This is a genomic window from Saccharothrix sp., assembly GCF_031180885.1.
Taxonomy (GTDB): Bacteria; Actinomycetota; Actinomycetes; order Mycobacteriales; family Pseudonocardiaceae; genus Actinosynnema.
Genome location: NZ_JAPSLK010000004.1, coordinates 20,757 through 45,551, shown reverse-complemented (window position 1 = coordinate 45,551; position 24,795 = coordinate 20,757). Strand labels below are relative to the sequence as shown.

30 protein-coding genes are annotated in these 24,795 nt (G+C 71.5%); 13 read left to right on the top strand and 17 right to left on the bottom strand.

Annotated features, from left to right (window positions below):
* Nucleotides 1–5: 5 nt before the first annotated feature.
* The 7 genes from RIN75_RS08480 to RIN75_RS08450 all read right to left on the bottom strand — a co-directional run bounded on the left by RIN75_RS08480 (nucleotide 6) and on the right by RIN75_RS08450 (nucleotide 6,625).
* Nucleotides 6–599, bottom strand: a complete 594-nt coding sequence (locus tag RIN75_RS08480; RefSeq protein WP_309111253.1) for a hypothetical protein — start codon at nucleotides 597–599, stop codon at nucleotides 6–8.
* 78 nt (nucleotides 600–677) lie between these two features.
* Nucleotides 678–1,493: a carbohydrate ABC transporter permease gene (locus tag RIN75_RS08475; RefSeq protein WP_309111252.1), complete on the bottom strand. Its 816-nt coding sequence runs from the start codon at nucleotides 1,491–1,493 to the stop codon at nucleotides 678–680.
* Complete coding sequence (locus tag RIN75_RS08470) at nucleotides 1,493–2,377, bottom strand: sugar ABC transporter permease (protein ID WP_309111251.1); 885 nt, start codon at nucleotides 2,375–2,377, stop codon at nucleotides 1,493–1,495. Before RIN75_RS08470 ends, RIN75_RS08475 begins: the two co-directional genes overlap by 1 nt.
* Nucleotides 2,374–3,666, bottom strand: a complete 1,293-nt coding sequence (locus RIN75_RS08465) for an extracellular solute-binding protein (RefSeq protein ID WP_309111250.1) — start codon at nucleotides 3,664–3,666, stop codon at nucleotides 2,374–2,376. Before RIN75_RS08465 ends, RIN75_RS08470 begins: the two co-directional genes overlap by 4 nt.
* 105 nt (nucleotides 3,667–3,771) lie before the next feature.
* Nucleotides 3,772–4,896 (bottom strand): hypothetical protein, encoded by a 1,125-nt coding sequence (locus RIN75_RS08460; protein ID WP_309111249.1) that lies wholly within the window; start codon nucleotides 4,894–4,896, stop codon nucleotides 3,772–3,774.
* Nucleotides 4,893–5,525, bottom strand: coding sequence for an ABC transporter ATP-binding protein (locus RIN75_RS08455; RefSeq protein ID WP_309111248.1), 633 nt, complete (start codon nucleotides 5,523–5,525; stop codon nucleotides 4,893–4,895). Before RIN75_RS08455 ends, RIN75_RS08460 begins: the two co-directional genes overlap by 4 nt.
* Nucleotides 5,522–6,625 (bottom strand): polyprenyl synthetase family protein, encoded by a 1,104-nt coding sequence (locus RIN75_RS08450; RefSeq protein WP_309111247.1) that lies wholly within the window; start codon nucleotides 6,623–6,625, stop codon nucleotides 5,522–5,524. The genes RIN75_RS08455 and RIN75_RS08450 overlap by 4 nt, the downstream gene beginning before the upstream one ends.
* Nucleotides 6,626–7,323: 698 nt before the next feature.
* Between RIN75_RS08450 and RIN75_RS08445 the strand changes: the two genes are divergently transcribed.
* From RIN75_RS08445 to RIN75_RS08425, 5 genes are all read left to right on the top strand, one after another.
* Nucleotides 7,324–8,397: a hypothetical protein gene (locus RIN75_RS08445; RefSeq protein WP_309111246.1), complete on the top strand. Its 1,074-nt coding sequence runs from the start codon at nucleotides 7,324–7,326 to the stop codon at nucleotides 8,395–8,397.
* Between the two features lie 22 nt (nucleotides 8,398–8,419).
* Complete coding sequence (locus RIN75_RS08440; RefSeq protein ID WP_309111245.1) at nucleotides 8,420–8,725, top strand: hypothetical protein; 306 nt, start codon at nucleotides 8,420–8,422, stop codon at nucleotides 8,723–8,725.
* Between the two features lie 97 nt (nucleotides 8,726–8,822).
* Nucleotides 8,823–9,035, top strand: coding sequence for a hypothetical protein (locus RIN75_RS08435; RefSeq protein ID WP_309111244.1), 213 nt, complete (start codon nucleotides 8,823–8,825; stop codon nucleotides 9,033–9,035).
* Nucleotides 9,036–9,165: 130 nt separating this feature from the next.
* The gene (locus RIN75_RS08430; RefSeq protein WP_309111243.1) at nucleotides 9,166–10,308 is read left to right on the top strand and encodes a PHB depolymerase family esterase; all 1,143 of its coding nucleotides are present in this window, start codon (nucleotides 9,166–9,168) and stop codon (nucleotides 10,306–10,308) included.
* 24 nt (nucleotides 10,309–10,332) lie between these two features.
* The gene (locus RIN75_RS08425; protein WP_309111242.1) at nucleotides 10,333–10,692 is read left to right on the top strand and encodes a hypothetical protein; all 360 of its coding nucleotides are present in this window, start codon (nucleotides 10,333–10,335) and stop codon (nucleotides 10,690–10,692) included.
* A gap of 647 nt (nucleotides 10,693–11,339) precedes the next feature.
* On the opposite strand, the gene RIN75_RS08420 is transcribed toward RIN75_RS08425, so the two are convergent.
* The 4 genes from RIN75_RS08420 to RIN75_RS08405 form a co-directional block, all read right to left on the bottom strand.
* A complete protein-coding gene (locus tag RIN75_RS08420) occupies nucleotides 11,340–11,717 on the bottom strand; it encodes a hypothetical protein (protein ID WP_309111241.1) in 378 nt (125 codons plus the stop codon).
* 214 nt (nucleotides 11,718–11,931) lie between these two features.
* Complete coding sequence (locus RIN75_RS08415; protein ID WP_309111240.1) at nucleotides 11,932–12,360, bottom strand: phosphatase PAP2 family protein; 429 nt, start codon at nucleotides 12,358–12,360, stop codon at nucleotides 11,932–11,934.
* Between the two features lie 129 nt (nucleotides 12,361–12,489).
* Nucleotides 12,490–13,389, bottom strand: a complete 900-nt coding sequence (locus RIN75_RS08410) for a serine hydrolase (protein WP_309111239.1) — start codon at nucleotides 13,387–13,389, stop codon at nucleotides 12,490–12,492.
* Entirely contained in the window at nucleotides 13,386–14,255 is an 870-nt protein-coding gene (locus tag RIN75_RS08405) for a LysR family transcriptional regulator (RefSeq protein ID WP_309111238.1), read from the bottom strand. The genes RIN75_RS08410 and RIN75_RS08405 overlap by 4 nt, the downstream gene beginning before the upstream one ends.
* Nucleotides 14,256–14,418: 163 nt before the next feature.
* Here RIN75_RS08405 and RIN75_RS08400 point away from each other — a divergent pair, with 163 nt between their 5' ends.
* Genes RIN75_RS08400 through RIN75_RS08390 form a run of 3 tightly spaced genes read left to right on the top strand, consistent with a single transcriptional unit; the run spans nucleotide 14,419 to nucleotide 16,219 of the window.
* Nucleotides 14,419–14,709 (top strand): hypothetical protein, encoded by a 291-nt coding sequence (locus tag RIN75_RS08400; RefSeq protein WP_309111237.1) that lies wholly within the window; start codon nucleotides 14,419–14,421, stop codon nucleotides 14,707–14,709.
* Nucleotides 14,709–15,644 (top strand): class A beta-lactamase, encoded by a 936-nt coding sequence (gene bla, locus RIN75_RS08395; RefSeq protein WP_375295930.1) that lies wholly within the window; start codon nucleotides 14,709–14,711, stop codon nucleotides 15,642–15,644. Before RIN75_RS08400 ends, bla begins: the two co-directional genes overlap by 1 nt.
* Before the next feature lie 2 nt (nucleotides 15,645–15,646).
* Nucleotides 15,647–16,219 (top strand): D-alanyl-D-alanine carboxypeptidase family protein, encoded by a 573-nt coding sequence (locus RIN75_RS08390; RefSeq protein ID WP_309111235.1) that lies wholly within the window; start codon nucleotides 15,647–15,649, stop codon nucleotides 16,217–16,219.
* A 6-nt stretch (nucleotides 16,220–16,225) separates the two neighbouring features.
* On the opposite strand, the gene RIN75_RS08385 is transcribed toward RIN75_RS08390, so the two are convergent.
* Nucleotides 16,226–16,528, bottom strand: a complete 303-nt coding sequence (locus RIN75_RS08385; RefSeq protein WP_309111234.1) for a DUF1905 domain-containing protein — start codon at nucleotides 16,526–16,528, stop codon at nucleotides 16,226–16,228.
* 108 nt (nucleotides 16,529–16,636) lie between these two features.
* Here RIN75_RS08385 and RIN75_RS08380 point away from each other — a divergent pair, with 108 nt between their 5' ends.
* Nucleotides 16,637–17,380 carry a hypothetical protein gene (locus tag RIN75_RS08380; protein WP_309111233.1) on the top strand — a complete coding sequence of 248 codons (744 nt, stop codon included), beginning with the start codon at nucleotides 16,637–16,639 and terminating at the stop codon, nucleotides 17,378–17,380.
* Nucleotides 17,381–17,825: 445 nt separating this feature from the next.
* On the opposite strand, the gene RIN75_RS08375 is transcribed toward RIN75_RS08380, so the two are convergent.
* Entirely contained in the window at nucleotides 17,826–18,383 is a 558-nt protein-coding gene (locus tag RIN75_RS08375; protein WP_309111232.1) for a TetR/AcrR family transcriptional regulator, read from the bottom strand.
* A 123-nt stretch (nucleotides 18,384–18,506) separates the two neighbouring features.
* Between RIN75_RS08375 and RIN75_RS08370 the strand changes: the two genes are divergently transcribed.
* A complete protein-coding gene (locus RIN75_RS08370) occupies nucleotides 18,507–19,349 on the top strand; it encodes an alpha/beta hydrolase (protein WP_309111231.1) in 843 nt (280 codons plus the stop codon).
* A 48-nt stretch (nucleotides 19,350–19,397) separates the two neighbouring features.
* Here RIN75_RS08370 and RIN75_RS08365 read toward each other — a convergent pair whose 3' ends face one another.
* On the bottom strand, nucleotides 19,398–20,555 hold the full coding sequence (locus RIN75_RS08365; protein WP_309111230.1) for an aminotransferase class I/II-fold pyridoxal phosphate-dependent enzyme: 1,158 nt from the start codon (nucleotides 20,553–20,555) through the stop codon (nucleotides 19,398–19,400).
* 64 nt (nucleotides 20,556–20,619) lie between these two features.
* Between RIN75_RS08365 and RIN75_RS08360 the strand changes: the two genes are divergently transcribed.
* Nucleotides 20,620–22,023, top strand: coding sequence for a PLP-dependent aminotransferase family protein (locus RIN75_RS08360; protein ID WP_309111229.1), 1,404 nt, complete (start codon nucleotides 20,620–20,622; stop codon nucleotides 22,021–22,023).
* 56 nt (nucleotides 22,024–22,079) lie between these two features.
* Here the strand turns inward: RIN75_RS08360 and RIN75_RS08355 are convergent, their stop codons facing one another.
* Nucleotides 22,080–22,226 (bottom strand): hypothetical protein, encoded by a 147-nt coding sequence (locus RIN75_RS08355; protein ID WP_309111228.1) that lies wholly within the window; start codon nucleotides 22,224–22,226, stop codon nucleotides 22,080–22,082.
* A gap of 163 nt (nucleotides 22,227–22,389) precedes the next feature.
* Between RIN75_RS08355 and msrA the strand changes: the two genes are divergently transcribed.
* Nucleotides 22,390–22,893, top strand: coding sequence for a peptide-methionine (S)-S-oxide reductase MsrA (gene msrA, locus RIN75_RS08350; protein WP_309111227.1), 504 nt, complete (start codon nucleotides 22,390–22,392; stop codon nucleotides 22,891–22,893).
* On the top strand, nucleotides 22,890–23,372 hold the full coding sequence (locus tag RIN75_RS08345) for an MOSC domain-containing protein (protein ID WP_309111226.1): 483 nt from the start codon (nucleotides 22,890–22,892) through the stop codon (nucleotides 23,370–23,372). The genes msrA and RIN75_RS08345 overlap by 4 nt, the downstream gene beginning before the upstream one ends.
* Here the strand turns inward: RIN75_RS08345 and RIN75_RS08340 are convergent.
* The gene (locus RIN75_RS08340; RefSeq protein WP_309111225.1) at nucleotides 23,369–24,145 is read right to left on the bottom strand and encodes an alpha/beta fold hydrolase; all 777 of its coding nucleotides are present in this window, start codon (nucleotides 24,143–24,145) and stop codon (nucleotides 23,369–23,371) included. The two genes, RIN75_RS08345 and RIN75_RS08340, sit on opposite strands and share 4 nt — an antisense overlap.
* A 25-nt stretch (nucleotides 24,146–24,170) precedes the next feature.
* Nucleotides 24,171–24,752, bottom strand: a complete 582-nt coding sequence (locus RIN75_RS08335; protein WP_309111224.1) for a dihydrofolate reductase family protein — start codon at nucleotides 24,750–24,752, stop codon at nucleotides 24,171–24,173.
* Between the last annotated feature and the right edge of the window lie 43 nt (nucleotides 24,753–24,795).

The window sequence follows — 24,795 nt, the reverse complement described above, 5'->3', positions numbered from 1 at the left end:
TCCGGTCAGGGCCGCCGGGAGGTGGCCTGCCCGAGGACGCCGATGAAGACCAGCACGAACCCGGCGAAGAACAGCACGACGGCGCCCCCGAGGTCCGGCGTGTCGCGTTGGCCGGGTACGGCGTACGGGTCCGACACGCCGAACGGTCCAGTGCGGTCCATGGCGGAGCCGGCGTGGCTCAGCACCTCCGCGAGGAACATGGCGACCCCGCCGAACGCGAGCACCACCCCGATCCACACGAACGCCTGCACCCACCCGGGCGCCCCGGCCAGGCTCCCACGACCGCCCCGGCCGCGCTCGAACCGGTGGCGGGAGTGGTGGACGTGGTGGCTGTGGTGGGACGGGTGGCCGTGGTGGTACCGGCCGTGCTGGTTGTCGTAGTAAGGCTGCTGGTAGCCGGGGTAGGGGTGGGGCTGACCGGGCACGGGAGGCGGGTAGGACTCGTACCCGCCGACCTGGCCGGGCTGGTCGAAGTAGGAGTCGGCCCGGTCGAAGCTGCTGCTGCTGTCCCAGCTGGAGCCGCTGCTCGACGAGCTGTCGCTCCAACTGCTCCCACTGCTCGACGAACTGTCGCTACTGCTGCTCCCGCTGTCGTCCACGCGCACTCCCCCAGGTCCCCGTTTGAGCGCAGTGTAAGCACGTCCGCCCCGGTCGGCGGGACATTTCCGCGCACTGGGCTATTCGACGTGCTGGGTGACCGTGCCGCGCACGAAGTACCGCTGTGCCACCAGGAACAGCAAGACCATCGGCACCGTGGCCACGGCGCTCGCCGCCAGCACCAGCTCCCACTGCGCCTCCCCACCCTCCCCGAATCGGTCCAGCACCGTCTTCAACCCGCGCGACAGGGTGTACAGATCCGGGTCGCGCAGGTAGATCAACGGCTTGATCAGGTCCGTCCACGCCGCCTTCAGCTCGAACACGAACACCACGATCAACCCCGGACGCGCCAACGGCACCGCCATGCTCGTGAACAACCGCCACGCCCCCGCACCGTCGACCCGGGCCGCGTCGAAGACCTCCCGCGGCAAGCCCAGGAAGAACTGGCGCAGCAGGAAGATGTAGAACGCCGACCCGAACAGGTTCTGCGCCCACAACGGGATCTGCGTGGTCGCCAGGCCCAGCGCGTGCCACTCCAGGTACACCGGCACCATGGTCACCGCGCCGGGCAGCATCATCGTCGCCAGCACCACGCCGAACAGCAGTGTCCGCCCCCGGAACCGGAACATCGCGAAACCGAATGCCACCACCGCGCTCGCCGCCGTCGCCGCCAGGGCCGCCGCCACCCCCACCGCGACGCTGTTCACGATCCACGTCGTCAACGGCACCGCCCGCCACACCTCGACGTAGTTGCCCGGCGAGAACGGCCTGGGCAGCAGCGCGTTGTCGAACACGTGCGCGCGGTCCTTGAGCGAAGCGCTGACCAGCCACCAGAACGGGTACCCGAACGCCACCGCGACGACGAGCAGCCCCGACCACACCCCCACCCGCTTCATCACCGCTCGCCCTCGTAGTGCACGTACCGCCGTGACAACCGCACCTGCACGGCCGTGACCACGGCGATCACCACGAACAACCCCCACGCCAACGCCGACGCGTACCCCATCCGCAACGACTCGAAGGCCTCGCGGAACAGGTGGATGACGTAGAACAGCGCCGCGTCGCCCTCACCGGACTGCTTGCCGCGCGCGCCGAAGAACATCGTGTACGCCTCGGTGAACACCTGGAGCGACGCGATCGTGTTCACCACCACCGTGAAGTACACCGTGCCGCTGATCCCGGGCAGGGTGACGTGCCAGAACTGCCGCCACGGGCTCGCCCCGTCCAGTCGCGCCGCCTCGTAGCGCTCCGGCGGCACCCGGGTCAGCGCCGCCAGGTAGAGCACGGCCGTGCTGCCCACGGTCCACAGGCTCATCACCACCAGCCCGGGTTTGATCCACACCGGGTCGGTGGTCCAGTTCGGCCCGGTGAAGCCGAACCAGCCCAGGAACGCGTTGACCGCGCCGTTCTGGCCGTTGAGCAGCAACAGGAACAGCGCGGCCAGCGCCACCGGCGGCGTCATCACCGGCAGGTAGACGACCGTGCGGAAGAACCCCGCCGCCCGCCCGGCCCGGCGCAGCAGACCCGCCAGCGCGAGCGCCAGGACGACCTGGCTGGGCACGTGCAAGGCGGTGAAGAACAGGGTGTTCCACAGCGCGGTGCCGACCCGGTCGTCGGTCAGGGCCTCGCGGTAGTTGTCCAGGCCGACGTACTCGGGCGGTTCGAGCATGTCGTAGTGGTTGAGCGACAGCCACAGGCTGAACGCCATCGGCCCGGCGGTGAAGGCCAGGAACCCGACGATCCACGGCAGGAGGAACCACCACCCCGCCCGGCCGGTCACCGCGCACCGACCCGGCGCAGCGCCCGTTCGGCTTCCCGCTGGGCCTGGGCCATCGCGTCCTCCGGGCTCTGCCGCCCGGTCAGCACCCGGTTCACCCCGCCCTCCCACGCCCGCACCAGCTCACTGGCCGCCGGGCTGGGCGCGAGCGCGAACGCCTCGTCCTGCAACGCCAACACCTGCGGCACCCCGCGTTCGAGGATCCGGTTCCCGCGCGGGTCGAACACCTCCCGGAAGATCCGCTCGTCCGCCACCCGGTTCGCGGTGAACGTGCCGCCGTAGGGTTTTCCCTTTGCCGCCAACGCGTCCCGCCGCGCGGTCGCCGCGGTGACCCAGGTGTCGGCGTCGGTCATCGTCACCAGGAACCGGCACGCCAGGTCGGGGTGCCGCGCGCCTTTCGGGATCGCCCACGCCTGGCCCGACGACTCGGTCAGCGGCCGCCCCCGCCGGTCGGTGAACGGCGCGATGGTGACGTCCACGTCCGGTGAGTTGGTCGCGAGGGTGTTGAGGTACCAGGATTCCATCGGCATGGCGGCGAGTTGCCCGGTGACGTAGGCGTTCTGCGCGCCGAACTGGTCGAAGGTGTCGCGGAACGCCTTGAACGACGCCCAACCCCCTTGCCGGCGCACGAGTTCGGCCGTGTACCGGACGGCCTCCACCACACGCGGGTCGTCCAGCCGAGTTCCGACCAGGTCCACCCCGTTCGCCTTGGCCCACAACGGCAGGAACTCCGGCACCTTGGGGTCGAACGCGATGCGCTTGGGCCGGTTGAGCCGCGCCACGAGTTCCGCGAGCGCGCTCCAGTCCGTTGTGGACACTGATGCGGGATCGACACCGGCCGCGCGCAGCGCGGAGTTGTTCAGGATCAACACCCGGGTCATCGCGAAGTCCGGCAGCCCGTACACCCGGCCTTCGTGGGTGACCTGGCGCAGCGCCGCTTCCCGGAACTCGCCGAGGTCCACCCCGTGCTCCCGGACGCAGTCGTCCAGGCTCAGCACCGCACCCCGTGCCGCGTAGCTGCCCAGCTTGCGGCGCTCGGCGTAGACCAGGTCCGGCGGGTCCTCGGCGGCGACGGCGGACAGGAACTGCTGCTCGTCGAACGCGCCCTCGTTGATCCGCACGTCGACCTCGGGGTGGGCCGCCCGGAACACCGCGACCCGGGCGGTGGCGTGCTCGTCGGGCTGGCCGAAACCCATCGTGACCAGCGTGTTCGGGGCGTCGGCCGGCGTCGCGCCCAACCCGCCGCACCCGCAGACCAGCACCGCGACCACACCGACCAGCCACCCGCGCACGACCGCCTCCCCGCAAGCCGCATCACGGACTACGGTTCCCGGTCCCGCGCATGATCACCCGAAGACCGCCCGAACGGCCCAGTGACCCACGTGGCTCAGCGGTGGTTACGAACGAGCCGCAGCTTCGGCCGCCGTGGCACCGGAAGCGGCCGTGTGAGTGGCAACCGCTGTGTGCGTAGGGACAGCCGTGTGCGACGCGGGAGATGCAGCCGCCGTCGCCCCCCGGCTCCGACGAGGAGCACGGGGCTTCGCACGCGGCGCGGGAACCTCGCACTTCGTCTCACAAGGCGCCAAGTGCGAACACACGACAACCGGACCCGACATCGACCGCACCTCCAACGACCCGTCCGCCCGGGTGGCGACAACCACCACCGCCGGCGTTGAACCCCGTGTTTCCGGAACCGGTGCGTGCTGCGCGTGGTCCTTGGTGCGCAAGTAGAACGCCGCCACGCCCACGCACGCGAACCCGACCAGCCACAGCAACGCGATCGAGGCGTACCCCAGCGACCCCTGGTCGGTGAACCCGGCCGCCGCGCCCGTCTGCATCGCCCCGTACGTGGGCAGGAACCGCACGACGTCCTGGTTCGACGTCGGGTTGATCACCGGGTTCTGGATCATCACGTCCACCAGGCTGATCATGATGATCACGAACATGCCGGCCAGCTCGGTGGACAGCACCAGCCCCAGCACGATCCCCATCCCGCCGTAGGTCAGCCCGCTCATGAACAGGCTGAACCCCAACCACCACGGCAGTCGCGGGTCCCAGAACAGGGTCATGACGACCCCCGCGTAGGACGCCACCGCGACCGAGATCACCACCAGCGCCACCAGCTTCGCGGTCAGCAGGCAGGCCCGCGAGTACCCGGCCAGCACCAGCCGGGTGTCGAAGTCGCTGGACCTGCGCACGGCGGCGAACATCATGAACCCGATGATCAGGGTCACCGCGTTGATCGCGCCGGAGATCGTCGCCAGCTCGTTCGCGGGCACCCGCAGCACGCCGTCGGTCACCGCCGAGTGGAAGTCGACCGGGTTGCTCGGGATGATCCCCTTCACCAGCCCCAGCCACATCGGGATGAAGAACACGACCAACGCCAGTGCCAGCCGGTTGCGGGCGTGCTGGGAGATCTCGAAGAAGACCGCCTTGAGCAGGCACGCCTGCCACGTCGTCCGGTCGTCCAGCGAGGTCCGGAACGCCCTCAGCTCCGACCGGAGTTCCGACCAGGAGGTCATGTCGTGATCCTCTCGGGTGCGTCCTCGTCGACCACCCGACCGGCGCGCAGCCGGTGGATCCGGTCGAACCGCTCGACGTCGTGGGCGATGTGCGAGATCACCAGCACGGACTGGCCGCGGTCGCGCAGCTCGTTGGTGATGGCCCAGAAGTTCAGGTAGTTCTCCCAGTCGAAGCCCTGGTACGGCTCGTCCATCAGCACCACGCCGGGGTCGTGCATGAGCGCGATGGTGAGGTTGAGCTTCTGCCGGGTGCCGCCGCTGAGCACGCCGGCCTTGCGGTTGCGGTACTTCGCCAGGTCCAGCCGCTCCAGCAGCTCGTACGCGCGGCCGAGGTCGTCGAGCTGGTAGGCGCACTGGAAGTAGCGCAGGTGCTGCTCGACGGTCAGCTCGTCGTTGACCACGATCCGCTGCGGGCAGTAGCCCAGCCGGTCGCGTTGCAGCACCTCGCCGCGGTCGGCCTTCAGCTCGCCCGCGAGCACGCGCAGCAACGTGGTCTTGCCCGCGCCGTTCTCGCCGATGACGCCCATGATCTCGCCGGGCCGCAGGGTGAAGTCGACGCCGCGCAGCACCGGGCGGGTCCCGTAGGACTTGTGGATGTTGACCGCCCGCAGGCTGAAGTCGCCGGTCACCGCGCGCGCCGGGTGGCCAGGGCGACCAGGTCGGTCAACGCGTGCCGGGCCGCCGCGGTGACGGGCGCGGTGCGCAGCGCGGCGAGCGCCCGGTTCGCCCGGGCCTGGATCATCTGCTCGACCCGCTCCCGCGCCCCGGTCGCCCGGATCACCTCCCGCAGCCGTTCGGCGTCCGCTGCGGTCAGCGCGGGATCGCCGAGCAGGCCGCGGATCACCTCCCGCTGCTCGGGCGTCGATTCCTTCCACGCCAACGCCATCAGCACCGTGCGCTTGCCGGCGCGCAGGTCGTCGGCGTCGGGTTTGCCGGTCACCGCCGGGTCGCCGAACACCCCCAGCAGGTCGTCGCGCAGCTGGAACGCCTCGCCCAGCGGGGCGCCGTACGCGCTGCACGCGGCCAGCAGCCGCCGGTCCGCGCCGGCCAGCGCGGCGCCGATCTGCAACGGCAGTTCCACCGTGTAGCGGGCGGTCTTGAGCCGCACCACGCGCCACGCCCGGCTCATCGGCTGCTCCTCCGACGGCGGCGCGATGTCCAGGAACTGGCCCGCGATCAGCTCGGTGCGCATGGTGCCGACGAGCTTGCGCACGGTGCGCAGCCGTTCCTCGGGCAGGCGCGGCCGGGTGAGCAGTTCGTCGCACCAGGCGAAGCACAGGTCGCCGACGAGGATCGCGGTGCTCTCGCCGAACCGCTCGGCCGCGTCCCGGTCGCAGCCGCAGTCCTCGGCGCAGTCGTCGGCCACCGACCGGTGCACGGTCCGCCGGCCGCGCCGCAGGTCCGAGGCGTCCATGATGTCGTCGTGAATCAGCGCGAAGGAGTGCGACAGCTCCAGCGCCGCCGCCGTCCACAGCACGGCCGGGTCGTCGGGTTCACCGCCCGCGGCGACCCACCCGCAGCAGCAGAACAGCGGGCGCAGCCGCTTGCCGCCCGCGATGAAGTCGCGCACCAGGTCCACCAGCGCGGACAGGCAGGCGTCGGGCGCGGTGCGGCGCTTGTGGTCGAGGAAGTCGGCCAGGTGGGCGTCCACGTCCCGCCGGACGCGGTCGAAGTCGACCTCGCGGGGTTCCGCCGGCGCGGCTACGTCGACGAGATGACCGGTCGTCATGATTCCTCCGGACGCGATTCGAGCGAATGGCGACGCCCGCAGCCGGGCGAAATGAAGGGGACGTCAACGGTGCTCGGCACCGCGGGGATGTGCTTGGAAAATTAACACGCGGCCGGCCCCGCCGGCCGGCCCCGAAAGGGTGTCCCGCCGTCGCGCTGCGCGTTCGACCCGCCCATTCGGTTACCGGGAACCCTTGCAGGTCAACGGAATCCAGCGCCCGTTCCGGTCGCGGCGGACCCGTTGACCCGCTCTTTCCCAGTTCCCCGGTAGTGATGCCCACACTTTCGGGTGGTCGCGGAGAACGCCTTGGCGTGGTCGTCGCCGGCGCGCTTGAAAAGATCTCCCCGGTGCGCGACCGTCGGTGTGCACGTCATTTTCCGCGACAACGCGGTCGCGCCCATTTCGGCCGCTTGGCGGCCTTCTTCCCGCGTCCCCGAACCGGTGGTCCACGAGATCCCAGGAGCCCCGATGCCTGACGACGACCCGACCGGAGAACCCGCACGCCGCCTCCGGCCACCCCCCGGCTTCCGCGGTTGTTCGCCGAACGCCGACGTCCCACCCGGACGCGCACTCCCCGTTCCCGTGCCGCGCGGTCGATCACGTCCTCACGGGCGTCGCGCAGCACCGGCTCCCGGTGACCCCGGTGCTCGACCGGGCCGGGGTCACCGGCGAGCACGTCGCGCCGACGGGAGTCCCGCGTGATCACCGTCGAGTCACCGGTCCGGATGCCGCCGTTCTACTGCCCCATCCCGGCCGCCATCCACCCCCGCGTGGCCGAGGCCGAGCAGCGCGCGATCGAGTGGATCGACCGCATCGGGCTGTGCGCGGACGACCGCCAGCGCCGGCGGATCATCGGCACCAACAGCGCCGAGCTGTTCGGCCGGTTCGCGCCGCACGCCGACGACGACGGCCTCCAGGTCGCCGCCCGCTGGGCGTACTGGGGGTTCATCTACGACGACATGCGCTGCGACGTCGGCGACTACAGCACCAGCGCACACGACTACCTCACCTCGGCCACGCTCGTCCAGCGCGCGCTGGAAGCGCCGTGGCACCCGTTGTCCGACGACCGGTTCGCCCTGGCGTTGCAGGACATCGCCCGTGACATGCACGCGTGCGCCACCCCGGTGCAGGTCCAGCGGTTCATCGACGCGCACCGCGCGTGGCTGTTCGCGGTGGCCTGGCAGGTCGCCAACCGGGAGTGCGGGCACATGCCCTCGCTGGAGGACTACGCCGTGCAGCGCCTGAACTCCGCGGGCGGCGCGCCCACCCTCGAACTGCTGGAGATCGCCAACCGGGCGGAGGTGCCGGCGGCCGAGATGGACTCGCTGCCGGTGCGCGCGCTGCGCGAGATGGCCTACCTGATCGACTCGTGGGACAACGACCTGCACTCGTACTTCAAGGAGTTCGCCGAGGACAACACCGAGCAGAACGTCGTCAACGTCCTGATCCACCACCAGGGCCTGTCCCCCGACGAGGCGGTGCGCGCGGCGGTCGGGTTGCGCGACCGGATCATGTCCCGGTTCCTCACGCTGCGCGAGCAGGCCACCGCGAGGCCGTGCAGTTCCGCGCTGCGGCTGCACCTGGACAGCCTCGGCCACTCGATCCGGGGCAACACCGACTGGGCGCTGGCGGTGCCCCGCTACACCGCGTTCGACGACGACGCCCCGCCCGTGCGGCCCGAACCGGGCTGGTCCGACCACCCCTCCGACCCCGACCCCGGTCCACCGCCCATCCCCGCCATCGCCTGGTGGTGGGACGACCTCGTCCGCTGAACCGTCCAAAGGAGACACCTCGATGAACCGAACCCTCGCGCTGGCCCTCGTCGCCGCCGGCCTGTGCGCCGCCACCGTCGGCACCGCCGCCCCCGCGACCGCGGCTCCGGTGGACGTGACGTCGTCCACCGTGCGCGACAACAACGACGACCCCGACGATCCGGACGACGACTGGGAGTACTACGGCGACTTCCACAACCAGGTGCTGTGCGAGTCGGCCGGCGCGGCGGGTGTCGTCGTCGGGCGCTGGGACGAGTGGCGCTGCGACGACGGCGACCTGTGGGTGCTCTACGACGACCACGACCACGACGACGACCCGACCTCCTGACCCTGGCTGAGCCCATGTGGTGGGGCCACATGTCCCGCGCTCGGAACAGTGGTCCCACCACATGGATCCGGCCGCCGGTAGTGCCTAGCTTTGCCCCATGCACCCGACCCGCGAGCGCTCCACGTGGCTGCACGACCGCGACGCGGCGGCCGAGTACGCGGCCCGGCGGCTCGCGGCCGACGTCGGCATCGACCCCGGGGACTTCGGGGTGGTGTGGGCGAACATGCGCAAGGGCCACCGGTTCGGCGAACTGCGCGTGCTGCCCGGGTTGGCGGAGTCCTTCGAGGACTGGTTGGCCGAGCACCGTTGACCCGGACGTGGCCCGGCACCACATCGCCTTCCGTGAAAATGGTGATGTCCACCAAAGACCAGCGGCTTCGGCGTTCCTAGCATCGGCGTAACGCATGTGACTGCGATCACCTCAACGTGGAGGAAGCGTCATGCCGATACGCACCCCTGCCGCGGCGCTCGCCGCCGCGACGGCCCTGGCCGCCGCCGTGCTCATCGCCACCCCGGCCTCCGCCGCCACCCTGCGGGAGGTCACCGGTTTCGGGACCAACCCCGGGAACCTCCAGATGTTCCGGTACGTGCCGGACGGCCTGCCGTCCGGCCGGCCCGTCGTGCTGGCCCTGCACGGCTGCACCCAGAACGCGACCGCCTACGCCTCGGGCACCGGCTGGACGAAGCTGGCCGACCAGCACCGGTTCACCGTGGTGTTCCCGCAGCAGCGGTCGGCCAACAACGCGAACTCGTGCTTCAACTGGTTCGAGCCCGGCGACACCCGGCGCGGCTCGGGCGAGGCGCTGTCCATCAAGCAGATGGTCGACCGGACCCGCCAGGACGTCGGCGCGACCGCCGCCTACGTCAGCGGGCTGTCCGCGGGCGGCGGTATGACGTCGGTCATGCTCGCCACCTACCCGGACGTGTTCTCCGGCGGCGGTGTCATCGCCGGACTCCCCTACGGCTGCGCGAATTCCGTCGCCAGTGCGTTCAACTGCATGAACCCCGGCGTGAACCTGACACCCCAGCAGTGGGGTGACCGGGTGCGGGCGGCGTTCTCCTACTCGGGTCCGCGGCCCAAGGTGTCGGTCTGGCACGGCACGTCGGACACCACCGTGCGGCCGATGAACGCGGTGGAGCTGGTCGAGCAGTGGACCAACGTCAACGGCACGGACCAAGCCCCGGACGTGAGCGACACGGTCGGCGGCTACCCGCACCGGGTCTACGGCGGCACGGTCGAGCACTTCGAGATCACCGGCATGGCCCACGGCCACCCGGTAGACCCCGGCAGCGGGTCCACCCAGTGCGGCACGGCCGGCGCTTACATCCTCGACGTGAACATCTGCGCCGCCCACCACCTGGTCCGGTTCTGGGGCATCACCACCACCGCCCCGACGACCACCACCTCTGGCCCGGCCTACACCGAGACGGCGTCAGGCACGCCCACCGACCACTACGTCGCCGGCCGCGTGGACGTCACCGAGTACAACACCCTGGGCGCGCGCTACGGCTACAACACCTCGATCACCCTCTACCACTGCGGGACCGACTGGACCGACAAGCCGGACTGCTCGGCGATCTGACCAGGTCCCACCAAGGTCGGGGCCGTGACCCGCCGCCTGATCGAGCCCCGTCGTTGGCGTCCCGCCCGTCTGGTCGACAACGGCCGCACGGCCCCGCTGGAGGTCGTGCGCCGTGTCGCCACGGGCGGGCACGGGCCGGAGGACGTGCAGTTCGACGGACGGGGCCGGGTCGTGACGGGCTTGGCGGACGGCAGTGTCGTGCCACTCGGACCAGTAGTCCACATCGTCCACTCTGGACAGAGAGCCGGCACGGATGTCTTCCAGCAGCGCGAGTTCGGCCATGCGCCTGGCCGCGTACGGCCGGTGGAGGTCATCGAGGGGGTCGACCCACCGGCCGCGGTCGGCGCGGTCGACGCGTTCCAGCGCGGCCACGACGACAGCTGAGGCCACCGCCCCGTCCGGTTCGAGGGCGGTGCAGCGGTGGAGGGCGGCGAGGGCGGCTTCGAAGGGTTCGCGGTTCTGGGGGGGCGGGCGGGCCACAGCAGCCACGTGGTCGGTCCGGCGACCAGGGTGAGGACGACGCGAGGACGCCGACCAGCAACCCCTTGCGCCGCTTGGGTTGGGGTGGCGGCACATGCGGCAACGCACCCACGAACGGCTGCAACGGCTGCGGCGACAACGGTGGCCGCGGCGACAACGGTGGCTGCGGTGGCTGCGCCCGCAGGCCGAACAGCGGTGGCTGCGAGGGCCTGCCTCCGGCCCCCGCTTCAATTATCTCATGGGGGTACGACAAAGCAGTTTCCTCAGCACACCGAAAAGCGGCCGGCGGGTGCGCGGGCGCTGGCTCCTTTGGCTGGGTTTGCGGTTCTTGCTGCCAGAACCAGGGGCGCTGCGGTCCCAGTTCCGGGTCGGTCATCCCCGTCTCATCGTTGCCCACGCGGGCGACGCCAAGGACTCCCGCATGAGATTCCGATGACAGCGGTCACCGGCGTCGGGAACGGTCCGTCCGCGGCGGTCCCGCACCGGGGATCGTCGCGGACGGACCGCATCGACCGGGTTGTGTCCTGCCGGCTCAGCACTGCCCAGAGCGGTCAGTCGCTGTCGGCGAAGGAGAACGTCTCCTGGTAGAACGCACCGCCGTCACCGGCGAAGGCTTCCTCGTTGTGGTAGCCCGCGCTCGAACCGTCGTGCCAGTCACCGTCGCCGTCGCCGTTGTCGCCGTCACTCGTCCATGACGTGGTACTGAACGAACCGGCCCCGTCCGGACCCGCTGCCGCGGCGTGCTCGTGGAAGAACGTGTTGCCGTCGTCGTCGGCGAAGGCGACCACGGTGTGCGTCCACGCGCCGTTCGGACCGGCGACGGCGGTCTGCTGACCGTACGCAGCGTCAGCGGAAGCCAGGCCCGCGCCGGCGATGAGGAGGGGTGCGGCCAGGGCGCCCGCAGCGACCAAGCGGTGGAGAGTGCGCATGGGAAAACCTCCATCTGTAAGGGACTTGCGTTCCCATGATGGACACCGACGCGACGACACGCCGTACAGTTACCCCATTGTGTAAACCAGTCCCACGGTGACTGTGCGTAACAGCAGAATTCGTGACCAACCGTGACGTTTACCGCCGCGCATCAGGCCACCTCCAGGGGAATTTCGGGCTCATCCGGGGTTTCGGTCGTGACGTGCGCAGCCGTCACCGGAGTCGCTTGTGGACCGCGAGGGCCACCGCCGCCCCGAGCGCCGGCCCGCCGATCACGTCCGACGGCCAGTGCACGCGGGTCCGCACCCGGCTGTACGCGATAACCGCGACCAATGGCGCGATCGCGATCCCGGCCCGCGGGCTCTCGATCCCCACCGCGGTGCCGGACGCCGCCGCGGTCATCGCGTGCTTGGACGGGAACGACGACGAGTCCGGCCGTTCGGGCAACGCCCGCCGCGCGGGCAACCGCGCCGCCGGCGGACGCCGCCGCGCCGACACCGAGCCGAGCACGTGTCCCAACGGCAACGCCACCCCGGCCGCCACCAGTCCGCGCACCGCCGCCCGCCGCTCCCCCAGCCGCGCCAGCGCACCGGCCACCGGCACCCACACCGCGCCGCCGCGCGCGGCCAGGCTCGCCGCCACCACCCACCCGGGCGGCCGGGACGCCGGTATGGCGTCGCTGTCCGCGCAACGAGTCCCGGTCGAACTCGGCAACTTCGTCCAGCGGATCTCCGGTCGACATCCTCCCGTCTTACCCGGGAGCCGAGCGTTTCAACACATCCGCAGCCGATCCCGCAACGTCCGCGCCACCTGCGCCATCAACGCCTCCGCGCCGGGCTGCACCACCGCCGGCACCCGCGACTCGGTCAACGCGGCCACCGCGTAGGCCTGGCCGTCGGCGTGCTCGACCACGCCCACCTCGTGCCGCAGGTTCAACAACGTGCCGGTCTTGGACGACCAGCGGGTCGCGTCGGACATGAAGTCCGGGGCCAGCCGGTGCCGCAACACGTTGTCCCGCATCAACTCCCGCACCCGGGCCGCGACCGCCGGGGTGATCGTCGTGGGCCGCCACAGGCCGTGCAGCAGGTCCACGAACGCGCGCGCCGACCCCGAGTTGGCCCGGCTGATGTCCAGCTGTGGCACCGGGTGGCCGCGTCCCTCGGTCGCCGCCGTGATCGCCAGCGAGTGCGCCAGGTGGACGTCGGTGGGCGCGAACCGCTCGGCCGGCGTCTCCACCAGGTCCTGCATGAGGTGGCGGACCGCGATGCCGTCGTAGCCCAGCCGGCGCAGTTCGGCGGTGACGGCGGCGGGCGGGGTGAGGGTGAACAGGGCGTCGGCGGCCACGCTGTCGCTGACCGACGTGCTCAGGTAGAGCACGTCCTCCAGCGCGACCGTGGCGGGGTGGCGGAACTTGCTCGCGCCGGTCGGCCCGGGGATCGTGCTGCGGCCGGGCGCGAGCACCACCGGCGCGGCCGGGTCGAGTTCGCCGCGCTCGACGCGTTCCAGCGTGGCCACCGCCAGCGGCACCTTGACCAGTGACGCGACCGGGAACTCCAGCTCGGGGTCGATGCCGAGTTCGTCCCCGGTGTCCAGGTCGCGGACCAGGAACGAACCACGCAGGCCGCCGTCGTCCAGCACCGCCCGCAGGTCGCGCAGCACCCCGGTGGTCACGCGGCTCCCAGGCACGCGCCGACCGGCGGGAGCGCACGGATGCGCTGGGCGTCCTCACGGGACCGGGCCGTCACGTCGTAGCCGCGCGCGAGTTGGATCTCGCCGATCGGGAGCCAGTGCAGCCCCAGGTCCTCGGCCTGACCGGGTGAGCACAGCAGCAGGTCGGTGGACGCGAGCACTTCCGCCGTGGCCGCCACCAGCGAGGACGTGACGACGACCTGCGCGGGCCGCAGCCCCACGGCGTCACCGAGCCGGATGATGCGGTCGCGGACGTGCGGCACGTCGTCCTCGCCCTCGATCCAGATCCGCCGACCGCGCACGCCCCGATCGGCCCGGCCCGCGCGCAGGGTCTCCACGTAGATCGCCTTCGCCGGACCCGGGTCGTCCCGGCCGGCGAGGCCGAGCGGCACCCGCCACACCCCGTCGTCCGGCGGCACCGCCACCAGCGCCGCGCGCACCTCCAGCGTCCGGGCGAGTTCCGCCCGGCGGGCCGGCGGCGCCGGGTGCAGGTCGAGCGTGAGGTCGTGCCGGCGGGCTTCGGCGACCAGCCGGGCCAGCGGGCGCGCGGCGCTGACCAGCGGCACGGCCAGCCGGAACGGCCGCAGCCGGGCCTGCTCGGCGTCGTGCTCCAACGCCTCCGCGAACTCCACCAGCCGCCGCGCCGAGGGCAGCACCTCCTGGCCGAACGGGGTCAGCGCGACACTGCGCGAGGACCGCGTGAGCAGCCGCGCGCCGAAGTGCTTCTCCAGCGCCGCGATCCGCCGACTGGCCACCGACTGCGGGATGCGCGCGGCGGCGGCCCCGGCCGTGAAGCTGCCGCACCCGCTGACCGAGACGAACGCCTTGCAGGCCGCGACCACGTCCACACGCTCACTATATGCCGGAACAGCATCGATCCCGCCATTCCCGTCTTGGACGGCATACAGGCGGTCCTGCAACTCTGGTGGACGTCAGCGTTGGTTGCCGCGACTCCGTCGCGGCGGCTCGGCCGCCTGAAAGTCGCGGCCTCACGGTTCGAGGGGAGCGCACGTGGTGGACACCGGACCGACCCGCTTCGAGGTCGCCGTGGCGAGGGTGCTCGCGGCCGTGTTCGGGGTGCTCGTGTTCGTGCTCGCCGGGATGCAGGTGTTCGGCATCGCCCTGTTCATCGCCCCCGTCGCCGCGCCCGCGGTTCTGTTCGCCGCCGCGCTCGGCGGTGCCTGGCTCGCCGTGCGCGGCCGGCCGTCGTTGCGTGCCTTCGGCACCGGCCTGGTGCTGGGTTGGGCGCTGCTGGTGGTGTGGACCTCCGGCGCGACCCTCGGCCTGTTCCTCCTGGACTGATCGGGACCCACGTGGCTCACCTGACCCGCCGCACCCTGCTGGGCGCGGCCCTCCTCCCCCTCGCGGCCTGCACGAGCCGGCCAGACGTCACGACTCCGTCGCGCACACCGGCCGTGTCGACCACTTCCTCGGCCCCGACCACCACGTCGACAGTCGAGCACCACTCGCGTTTGTTCGAGCTGGAAGGCAACTTCGCGGCCCGTCTGGGCGTCTACGCAGTGAACACCGGTTCCGGCGCGACCGTCGCCCACCGCGCCGACGAGCGCTTCGCGTTCTGCTCGACGTTCAAGGGCCTGGCCGCGGCGGCCGTCCTGCACCGCAACCCGCTGTCCCACCTGGACACGCTGGTGCGCTACTCCGAAACGGACCTGATGAAGAGCTCCACCATCACCAGGCAGCACGTCGCCACGGGCATGACCCTGCGCGCGCTGTGCGACGCCGCCGTCCGCTACAGCGACGGCACCGCCGGCAACCTCCTGCTCAAGGAACTCGGCGGCCCGTCCGCCCTGACCGCGTTCACCCGCGAGTTGGGCGACGAGGTGACCCGCATGGACCGCGTGGAACCGGACATCACCACCGCCATCCCCGGCGACCCCCGCGACACGACGACGCCCGGGGCCATCGGCACGAACTACCGCAAGCTCGTCCTGGAGGACATCCTCCCCTCGGACAAGCGCGCGTTCCTCAAGGATCTCTTGGAACGCAGCACCACCGGCTCCCGCCGCATCCGCGCCGGCCTCCCGCCCACGTGGCCCGTGGCCGACAAGACCGGCACCGGCGACTACGGCACCCTCAACGACATCGCGATCACCTGGCCCCCGGGCTCCGCGCCGCTGGTGATCGCCATCATGTCCGACAAGCCGACGGCCGACGCCAAGTACGACGAGGCCCTCCTGGCCCAGGCAGCGGCCTACGCGGCGGAGACCCTGACCTGACCATGTCGACCCGCATCACAGTCCTGCTCCTGACCACATTGGTCCTGGCCACGGCAGCCGTCGTCGCTTTGGGCGCCGCCGGCCGGCTCCCCGTCTACGACCCCCAACCAGGCCGCCCGTTGGCGATCCGCGAGGAAATCCCGGGCCCGCCAACCGGACCGCCCTGCCCCGTCGACAACAGGTACGTGGACGAGCAACCCGACGGCCTGCACCCCGACGTCCTAGCCGCCTGGCACCGCCTGACCGCGACCGCCGCCACCCAGGACATCCGCCTGTGCCTCAACGACGGCAAGCGCAGCCGGGCCCAGCAACGCGCGGAGTTCGAGGAAGCCGTCCGCAAGTTCGGCACCGAGGACCTGGCCGCGAAGTACGTGCTGCCACCGGAGAAGTCGGAGCACGTCCGGGGCCGGGCCGTCGACATCCAGCCCCACTCGGCGGCGCAGTGGGTGGAGCGCAACGCCACCAGCCTCGGCTGGTGCCGCCGCTACGACAACGAGTACTGGCACTTCGAGTACGACCCCACCTACGTCACCGCCGGCTGCCCACCCCTCCTCCCCAGCGCCACCGGCACCTGACACCCGTCAGAAGTCGACCAGCTCCACGGACACCCGAGCCACATCCCCCGCCTCCAACGACTCCGCCTTGCGCACCGCCCGCTTGACCGGCAGCACGTAACACCCCTGCGCGCTGTCCGGGAAGATCGACGTCGACCACGTCGTGCCCCCCACCGTCACCCGCACGCGCACCGAACCGAACCCGCGGCGCGCACCGCCGACCAGTTCGCGGATCTCCTCGGAGGAGTCCACGGGCAGGCTCACGAACGTCCAGCTGTCGTCGCGGCGGGCGTCCCAGATCCACAGTTCGGCGTCGAATTCGATGACCACGCACCGAGGATCGCACAGACCCCCGACAATTCCCGGCGGGCGGCCCGCGCCCACACCGTCTACCGTGACTGTCCAAGCTGGACGATGCATCGGGAAAGCGGGTGACCGGTGGACGCCTCACGATGGCTGCGGGTCCTGGCCGTCTCGACGCTCGCCCTGACCGGGTGCGCCAGCGGCGAGGACAGCACCGCCCCGTCGGTCACCGGCAACCCACCCTCCCCCACGACGTCCACCCCACCCACCGCCGACCCCGCCACCACCGCCCTGGCCCAGGCCGCCGTCCTCACCCAGGCCGACCTGGGCGGCCCGTGGACGGTCTTCCGGCCCGAGAGCGCGGCCGAAGCCCTGGTCGAAGGCGACTGCGGGTACGGCACGGGTTACGCGAAGCTCCCCCTGTCGGCCCGACACGTCGGTCCACAGCTCCAACGCGGCGAGGCGAAGTGGTACGTCTCGTCCACGTCCGCGGTGTTCCCGGACGAGGCCGGGGCACAGGAGTGGGTGCAGACGCGCAAGTCCAGCGACTACATCGAGTGCCGCCGGGCCGCGCTGGAGAAGGAGCAGAGGGACGCCGGCGACCAGCGCCTCTCGGTCAAGACCGCCGAGACCACCGGACCGGGCCTCGGGCAGAACGGCTACGAGGGCTACGTGCGCTACCAGTTGCACGCCGACACCGGCAGCGGGGCACAGCCGGCCAACGGCTCCTTCAGCCGCCACACCTACCGCGTCGGACGAACGGTCATCTCCGTGTCGGTGGACGTCGTGAGCAACGAGAACGACCCGCCCGACCTGCCCGACACCGTGTCCAACGAGATCGCAAAGGCCTTGGCCACCGTGTACGGCAGATCGCGCTAGCTCGCGCCAAGGGTGAGGGGGCACCGGCCGCTTTTACTCTTCGCCGCGCAACGGCGCTCTTCCGCCGCGCAGCGGCGCTCTTTCGCCGCGCAGCGGCGCTCTTTCGCGCCGCAGGCGCGCCCTATGGGCTATCAGCCACAGGAAGGGCCTCGGTTCGTCCCCCGTACGGCCTGGGCGCAGCCCAACCGCGCTTCGCCCTTCCTGGCAACCAGCTTTTCCGGTTGCCAGGAAGGGCGAAGGGTGGTTGCCTCCGGCAGGCCGTACGGGGGACGAACCGACGCCCTTCCACCCCCCGGGGGCCTGCCGCGCGGCGAGCGCCGCTTGTAGCTTTTGATCTTTCAAGCTTTTGATCTTGACAGCGCGCCAGCGCGTCGATCTTGAAAGCGCGCAGCGCGTCCTGGAGCGCGAAGCGCGTTCCTCCCCAGCAGCGCGAAGCGAGGGCCAGCTACCCAAGCAACAAGTCGGGCCACCGCGCCAAGGCGCGCCGAAACGGCCCCCCATCCCCGAACAGCCGCCCGTACACCAAGCCACCCTCCGCCGCCGCGAACGCGTCCTCAGCCGCCGCCCGAGCCTCCTCCACCGACCGACCACCCCGCCGCGCCACGTCGGCCATCGCGGAGACCCACACCTCGGCCACCTGCGCCGCCCGCCGCCGCACGGACTCCGGCGCACCACTCAACGGCAGGGTGTCCAGCACGCACGACAGCAGCCCGCCGCCGTAGAACTCGCCGAACAACTCCGCCGTCCGCACCACCCCCGCCCGTGGGTCCGGATCGGTCCGCATCGGCACCAACAACTCGTCGAACAGCCGCTCCACCCGCTCCAGGACAGCCTCGGCCATCTGCGCCTTGCCGTCGGGGAACCGGTGGTAGAGCGACGCGCGCTTGAGCCCCGTCGACTCGGCGAGCGCTCCCAGGGACGCGCCTTCGTAGCCGGTCGTGCGGAAGACCTCGGCCAACCGGTCGAACAGCTCGTCGTCCTGCACGGAAGGTGGGCGTGGCATACCCGCCTGTTTACCGAACGAACGGTCAAGACGCAAGGTCGCCCTCGTCACGTTGCTTTACCGATCGTTCGGTAATAACTTCGACCACGTCAGCCAACAAGGCCACGAGGGAAGGAACGCGACATGCCGTACATCAAGGTCGGCCAGGAGAACACCGCCGACATCAACCTCCACTACACCGACCGCGGCACCGGTCAGCCGGTCGTGCTGATCCACGGCTACCCGCTGTCCGGCGCGTCCTGGGAGAAGCAGGAGCGGGCGCTGCTCGACGCCGGCTACCGCGTCATCACCTACGACCGCCGCGGCTTCGGGCAGTCCAGCCAGCCCAGCGTCGGCTACGACTACGACACCTTCGCCGACGACCTGGACAAGGTCCTGACCACGCTGGACCTGACCGACGTCGTCCTGGTCGGCTTCTCGATGGGCACCGGCGAGGTCGGCCGCTACCTGGCCCGCCACGGCGCGGCCCGGGTCGCCAAGGCCGCCTTCCTGGCGTCCCTGGAGCCCTTCGTGCTCAAGACCGACGACAACCCGATCGGCGTGGACGGCAGCGTGTTCGAGGGCATCGAAGCCGCCGCCAAGACCGACCGCTACGCCTGGTTCGACCAGTTCTACGCCGACTTCTACAACCTCGACGAGAACCTCGGCACGCGCATCAGCGAGGCGGCGGTCCGCACCAGCTACGCCATCGCGGCGGGCGCGGGCGCCAAGGCGTCGTGGGCGGTGGTGCAGAGCTGGCTGACCGACTTCCGGGCGGACATCCCGAAGATCGCCGAGACCGGCGTGCCTTCGTTGATCGTCCACGGCACCGCCGACCGCATCCTGCCGGTCGACGTCACCGGCCGCGCGTTCGCGAAGAGCCTGCCCAGCGCCCAGTACGTCGAGATCGAGGGCGCGCCGCACGGCTTCCTCTGGACGCACGGCGACGAGATCGCGCAGCTCCTGGTCAAGTTCCTGGCCAACTGACCCGCACGCTGCGCGCGCCCCACCCCCTCGGGGCGCGCGCAGCGGGTCTCAGCCGGCCAGGGCCTGGGCGATGTCCTCCCACAGGTCATCCGGGTCCTCGACACCCACGGACAGCCGGATCGTGCCGCCCGAGATGCCGGCCTCGGTCAACTCCTCCTCCGACAACTGCCGGTGAGAGGTGCCGGCCGGGTGCAGCACCAAGGTCTCCGTCCCACCCAGCGACGGAGCCAGGTGCACCAACTCCAACGCGCTCACGAACCTGCGACCGGCTTCCGCGTCCGCCAGGTCGAACGAGAACGCGGCGCCGAACCCGTCCAACAGCTTGCTCGCCACCTCATGACTCGGGTGGGTCGGCAAGCCCGGCCAGTGAACGGCCCGCACGGACGGGTGCTCGACCAGCCGATGCGCCAGCACCGCCGCGTTCTCCACATGCCGGCGCATCCGCAGGGCCAACGTGCGCAGGCCGCGGATCATGAGCCAGGCCGCGAACGGATCCGGCGTCACGCCCAGTTCGATGCCGTGGTGCCAGGTGTGCCGGTGCCGATCGGCATCGGCGAACACCGCCACACCGCCGGTCACGTCACTGTGGCCGCCCAGGTACTTCGTGGTCGAGTGCACCACCACGTCCGCACCGTGCTCGATCGGCCGGCACAGCAAGGGCGTGGCGAAGGTGTTGTCCACAACCACCACAGCGTCGCCGGCCGCCTCGGACAGGGCCGCCAGGTCGCTGACGTGACCGGTCGGGTTGGAGATCGTCTCCAGGTACAGCACCTTCGTCCGGGGACGCAGAGCCGCGCGAACCTCGGCCGGGTCGTGACCCCCGACGAAGGTCACCTCGATGCCCCACCGCGCCTCCATGTCGCGCAAGAGGGCGTGGGTGCCGCCGTAGAGGGAGCGTTGGGCGATCACGTGGTCGCCGGCCGAGAGGGTGGCGAGCAGGACCGCGTTGATCGCGCCCATTCCGGACGAGGTCGCCAGCGCGGCGGCACCGCCCTCCAGGTCCGCGACCGCGTTCTCCAGTGCCCGGACGGTCGGGTTGCCCAGGCGGGTGTAGACGAAGGCCCCGTCCGGCCGGTTCATCGCGTCGGCGAAGGTGTCCGCGTCGGTGAAGGCGAAGCCGGAGGTCTGGTACAGCGGCACGGCCAGCGGGCGGCTGCCCGTCAGGTCGGGAACCGCGGTGTGGACTACTCGGGTGTCTGGGCGCATGGGAACGATCTTGACCGGCGAATTGGTCCGCGTTGAGAGCCAATTCGGCTAGATTGGTCTGCTTGTGAGGCCAATCCCGGTGGACGACCTGGTCGGCGCGCTCGGACGGTGGTCCGCCGGGCGCGGATCGCTCTACCTGCTGCTCGCGTCCCGCCTGCGCGAGCTGATCGACGACGGACGACTCCCCGGCGGCACGCTCCTGCCGCCCGACCGGGTCCTCGCCGCGGGCCTCGCGGTCGGCCGCACCACCGTGGTCGCCGCCTACGACCTGCTGCGCCAGGAAGGCCGGCTGACCCGGCGGCGTGGCAGCGGCACGTGGGTCCCGCACGGCAGTCCCTCGTCCGCGCGGGCGGAGACCGCCAACCCCATGTTCCTCAACCTGCTGGAACCGCCCGACGGCGTCCTCCAGTTCGCGTGCGCCGGACCGCTGCGCCCGCCGCCCTCGCTGTTCGAGGCCCACCGCCGCGCGCTGTCCCACCTGCCCGCCGACGACCTGGGCTACCACCCGCTGGGCCACCCGCGACTGCGGTCCGCGCTGGCCGCGCACTTCACCGCGGCGGGCACGCCGACCTCGCCCGACGAGGTCCTGGTGACCAGCGGCGGGCAGCAGGCGCTCGCGCTGATCACCCGCGCCCTGGTCGCGCCCGGTGACGAGGTGCTGGTCGAGGCACCGACCTACCCCGGCGCGCTGGACCTGTTCCGCGAGGCCGCCGCCGTCATCACGACCGCGCCACCCGGCGGGCTGGCCGACGCGCTGCCCCACCGCCGCCCGGCGCTGGTCTACGCGGTGCCGACGTTCCACAACCCCACCGGCCACACCCTGAGCCCGCTGGAACGGCGGCGGCTGGTGCGGGTCGCCGGGGACACCCCGCTGGTGTTCGACGACGCCCTCGCCGACCTGGACTTCACCGGCGCGCCCGCGCCCCCGCTCGTGCCGTCGGTGCTCGCGGTGGGTTCGCTGAGCAAGGTCGTGTGGGGCGGTCTGCGGGTCGGGTGGGTGCGTGCGCCCGCCGCGTTGGTCGCACGGCTGGCGCGGTTCAAGGCGGTGCACGACCTGGGCAGCGCGGTGCTCGACCAGTTCGCGGCGGCGGAGCTGGTGCGGGACTTCGAGGCCGTGCGGGCGGAGCGGGTGGCGCACCTGCGGACGAGCCACGACCACCTGTGCGCGTTGCTGCGGGCGGAGTTGCCGGAGTGGGAGTTCACGCCGGTGGAGGGCGGGCAGACGCTGTGGGTGCGGCTGCCCGGGACCGACGCCGCCGCGTTCGCCCAGGTCGCGCTGCGGCACGGGGTGGCCGTGCTGCCCGGTAGAGCGCTGGACGCGTCCGGCGGGAGCACCGACCGGCTGCGGCTGCCGTTCGTCGCCACGCCGGAGGTGATCTCGCAGGCGGTGACGGGTCTGGCGGCGGCGTGGCGGCGGTTCGCGACCGAGCCGGCCGGTGCGCCCGTCGTGCCGACGATCGCCGTGTGACGCCTCAGTACGCCGCCTATCTGCGCCGCCTCAGTACACCGCCTATCTGCGCCGCCTCAGTGCGCCGCCGGCTGCTTCTCCGCGCGCGGAGAGTCGCTCACCACGGCGTCCGCCTGCGGGTCGCCCATGGGCTTGAGGACCTTGCGGAGTTCCGGGTAGGAGAGGGTCACGGGGTCCTCCGGGCTCGGCGCGTCGACCCCCACGCTGCTCGCGGCTCCGACCGGCCCGGCGAGTCGGAACCGCGCACGTCACCCCTACCGGGCACGCGACTGCACACGCGCGGGTGAGATCACAACCGGTGTCGGGATGCGGCGCGGACGTGAGAGCGTTGACCTGGACAGGAACCGGATCCAAGGAGCGACCAACATGGCCACTGTCACCGAGAAGGCCGTCCTCGCGGGCGGGTGCTTCTGGGGCATGCAAGACCTGTTCCGCCGCCACCCCGGTGTCGTCTCCACCCGGGTGGGCTACACCGGCGGCGACGTCCCCAACGCCACCTACCGCAACCACGGCACGCACGCCGAGGCCATCGAGATCGTCTACGACCCGGCGCGGCTGAGCTACCGGCAGATCCTGGAGTTCTTCTTCCAGATCCACGACCCGACGACCCGCAACCGCCAGGGCAACGACATCGGCACCAGCTACCGCTCGGCGATCTTCTACGACGGCGACGAGCAGAAGCGGGTGGCCGAGCAGACCATCGCCGACGTCGACGCCTCGGGCAAGTGGCCGGGCAAGGTCGTCACCGAGGTCGCCCAGGCCGGCGACTTCTGGGAGGCCGAGCCCGAGCACCAGGACTACCTGGAGCGCTACCCGAACGGGTACACCTGCCACTACGTCCGCCCGGAGTGGCAGCTCGGCGAGCGGTGAGCACACCGGTCGAGATCGTGGCGCTGCAGGTGTCCGCCGTGCACGCCTACGAGGGCCGCCCCGCCGACGGGCCGCGCACGGACCCCGAGCCCGCCTCCCGCGACCACGTCGTCGTGCGGGCGGGCCTGGGCATCGTCGGCGACCGGTACTTCAACCACCCGGCCCACCGGAACGCGGCCGTGACGGTGTTCGCGGTCGAGGCCCTGGACGCGGGTGCGGACCCCTTGTTGGTGCGGCGCAACATCGTGTTGCGCGGTTTCGACGTCAACGGCCTGGTCCGGCACGACGTGTTCACCCTCGACTCGGGCGACGGCCCCGTCCGCTTCGAGGTCCACCGCCCGGCCAACCCGTGCGCATGGCTGGACGCGGTGCTGGGGCCGGGCACGATGCGGGCGCTCCGGGGTCGGGGCGGGATGCGGTGCGTGCCCCTCGACGACGGGGTGCTGCGGCGGGGTCCGGCGGTCCTGAGCCTGGGCTAGCGGGCGAGGAAGTCGAGGACCGCCGGGGTGGCCCGGGCGCGGAATTCCTCGAAGTACGCGTGCCGGGCGCCCTCGATCACGACGAGTTCCGCGCCGGGGATGCGCGAGGCGAGGCGCCTCGCGTTGTCCACCGGGCTGAAGCGGTCGGCGGACCCGTGCAGGACGAGGGTCGGCGCGGTGATCTTCGGCAGTTCGTCCCAGGCGTCGTGCGCATCGCTGGCCCGCTTGTGGCCCCGGCGGGCCGGCAGGGACATCTCGGGGTCACCGAGCACGTGGTACGGACCGGTGTGGTGCTGCACGTACTCGGGCGTGAACATCAGGTCCAGCAAGGCTTCCCGGGCTTGGCGCTTCGACAGGGCGAGCGGGCGGAGCACCTCGCGGTCCGCGACCAGGCCACCCGCGCCGCCGGGGGACGTGCAGCCGATCACCAGCGCGTTCAGGCGGTCGGGGTGGGCGATGGCCAGCCGCTGGGCCACCTTGCCGCCCATCGACGTGCCGTAGACGTGGGCGCGGGCGATGCCGAGTTCGTCCAGCACGGCGATGACGTCGGACGCGAACCGGTGGATCGAGTAGTCGTCGTCCGCCGGCTCGTCGCTCTCGCCGGTACCCACGGTGTCGAGGGCGATCGTGCGGTGGACGGCGGCGAAGTCGGCGCGGATCGGGTCCCACCAGTGCCGCGAGTTGGCTTGACCGGCCAGCAGCACCAACGGGTCGCCGTCGCCCAGGACGTCGAAGCCGATCTTGGTGCCGTCCGCGGCGCGGGTGTGCGGCATGCTCCCTCCTCGTTCCGGGGGGAGCCTAACGGCGCACCGGGTAGCGCAGGTGGAGCACCCGGTTGCCCTGGATCACCACGTCGGGGTCCTCCAACAGGTGCTGCGCGTCAACCGACCCGAAGTAGCGCTTGCCGGACCCGAACACGACGGGCACGACGTCCATGCGCACCTCGTCCACCAGGCCCGCGGCGAGCGCCTGACCACCGACGTCCCCGGCGGCGACCTCGACGATGCGGTCCCCCGCGAGCTCCTGCGCCTTGGCCACGGCCGCCTCGACGCCGTCGACGAAGTGGAACGGCGCCGCGGGGTCCCAGCCCTCGGGCGCCGACCGGTGCGTCACGACGACCACCTGGTCGACCCCGGCCGGAGGCTTCCCGTCCCAGCCGTCCGTGATGTCGAAGACGTGGCGGCCGGCGATCGTCACCCCGACCTGGTCCCAGTACGGCCGCGTGTAGTCGTAGGACGTCTGCGACACCTTCAGCACGCCGCTGTCGTCCAACGGGACGTCACCGCTGGTCAACCAGTCGAACAGCGGTCCGGGCTGGTCGTCCTCGCCCGCGATGAAACCGTCCACGGACACCGAGCTGTACATGACCACCTTGCCCACGGCGCTCTCCTCTGCTCCAAGGTGCCGCCAAGCTAGCGGTTCG

Coding starts and splice junctions, on each gene's coding strand:
- RIN75_RS08365 (WP_309111230.1), bottom strand. CDS start 20,555: ATGCGCCCAGACACCCGAGTAGTCCACACCGCGGTTCCCGACCTGACG.
- RIN75_RS08375 (WP_309111232.1), bottom strand. CDS start 18,383: ATGCCACGCCCACCTTCCGTGCAGGACGACGAGCTGTTCGACCGGTTG.
- RIN75_RS08450 (WP_309111247.1), bottom strand. CDS start 6,625: ATGACGACCGGTCATCTCGTCGACGTAGCCGCGCCGGCGGAACCCCGC.
- RIN75_RS08420 (WP_309111241.1), bottom strand. CDS start 11,717: ATGCGCACTCTCCACCGCTTGGTCGCTGCGGGCGCCCTGGCCGCACCC.
- RIN75_RS08435 (WP_309111244.1), top strand. CDS start 8,823: ATGCACCCGACCCGCGAGCGCTCCACGTGGCTGCACGACCGCGACGCG.
- RIN75_RS08430 (WP_309111243.1), top strand. CDS start 9,166: ATGCCGATACGCACCCCTGCCGCGGCGCTCGCCGCCGCGACGGCCCTG.
- RIN75_RS08390 (WP_309111235.1), top strand. CDS start 15,647: ATGTCGACCCGCATCACAGTCCTGCTCCTGACCACATTGGTCCTGGCC.
- RIN75_RS08460 (WP_309111249.1), bottom strand. CDS start 4,896: ATGACCTCCTGGTCGGAACTCCGGTCGGAGCTGAGGGCGTTCCGGACC.
- RIN75_RS08475 (WP_309111252.1), bottom strand. CDS start 1,493: ATGAAGCGGGTGGGGGTGTGGTCGGGGCTGCTCGTCGTCGCGGTGGCG.
- RIN75_RS08440 (WP_309111245.1), top strand. CDS start 8,420: ATGAACCGAACCCTCGCGCTGGCCCTCGTCGCCGCCGGCCTGTGCGCC.
- RIN75_RS08370 (WP_309111231.1), top strand. CDS start 18,507: ATGCCGTACATCAAGGTCGGCCAGGAGAACACCGCCGACATCAACCTC.
- msrA (WP_309111227.1), top strand. CDS start 22,390: ATGGCCACTGTCACCGAGAAGGCCGTCCTCGCGGGCGGGTGCTTCTGG.
- RIN75_RS08340 (WP_309111225.1), bottom strand. CDS start 24,145: ATGCCGCACACCCGCGCCGCGGACGGCACCAAGATCGGCTTCGACGTC.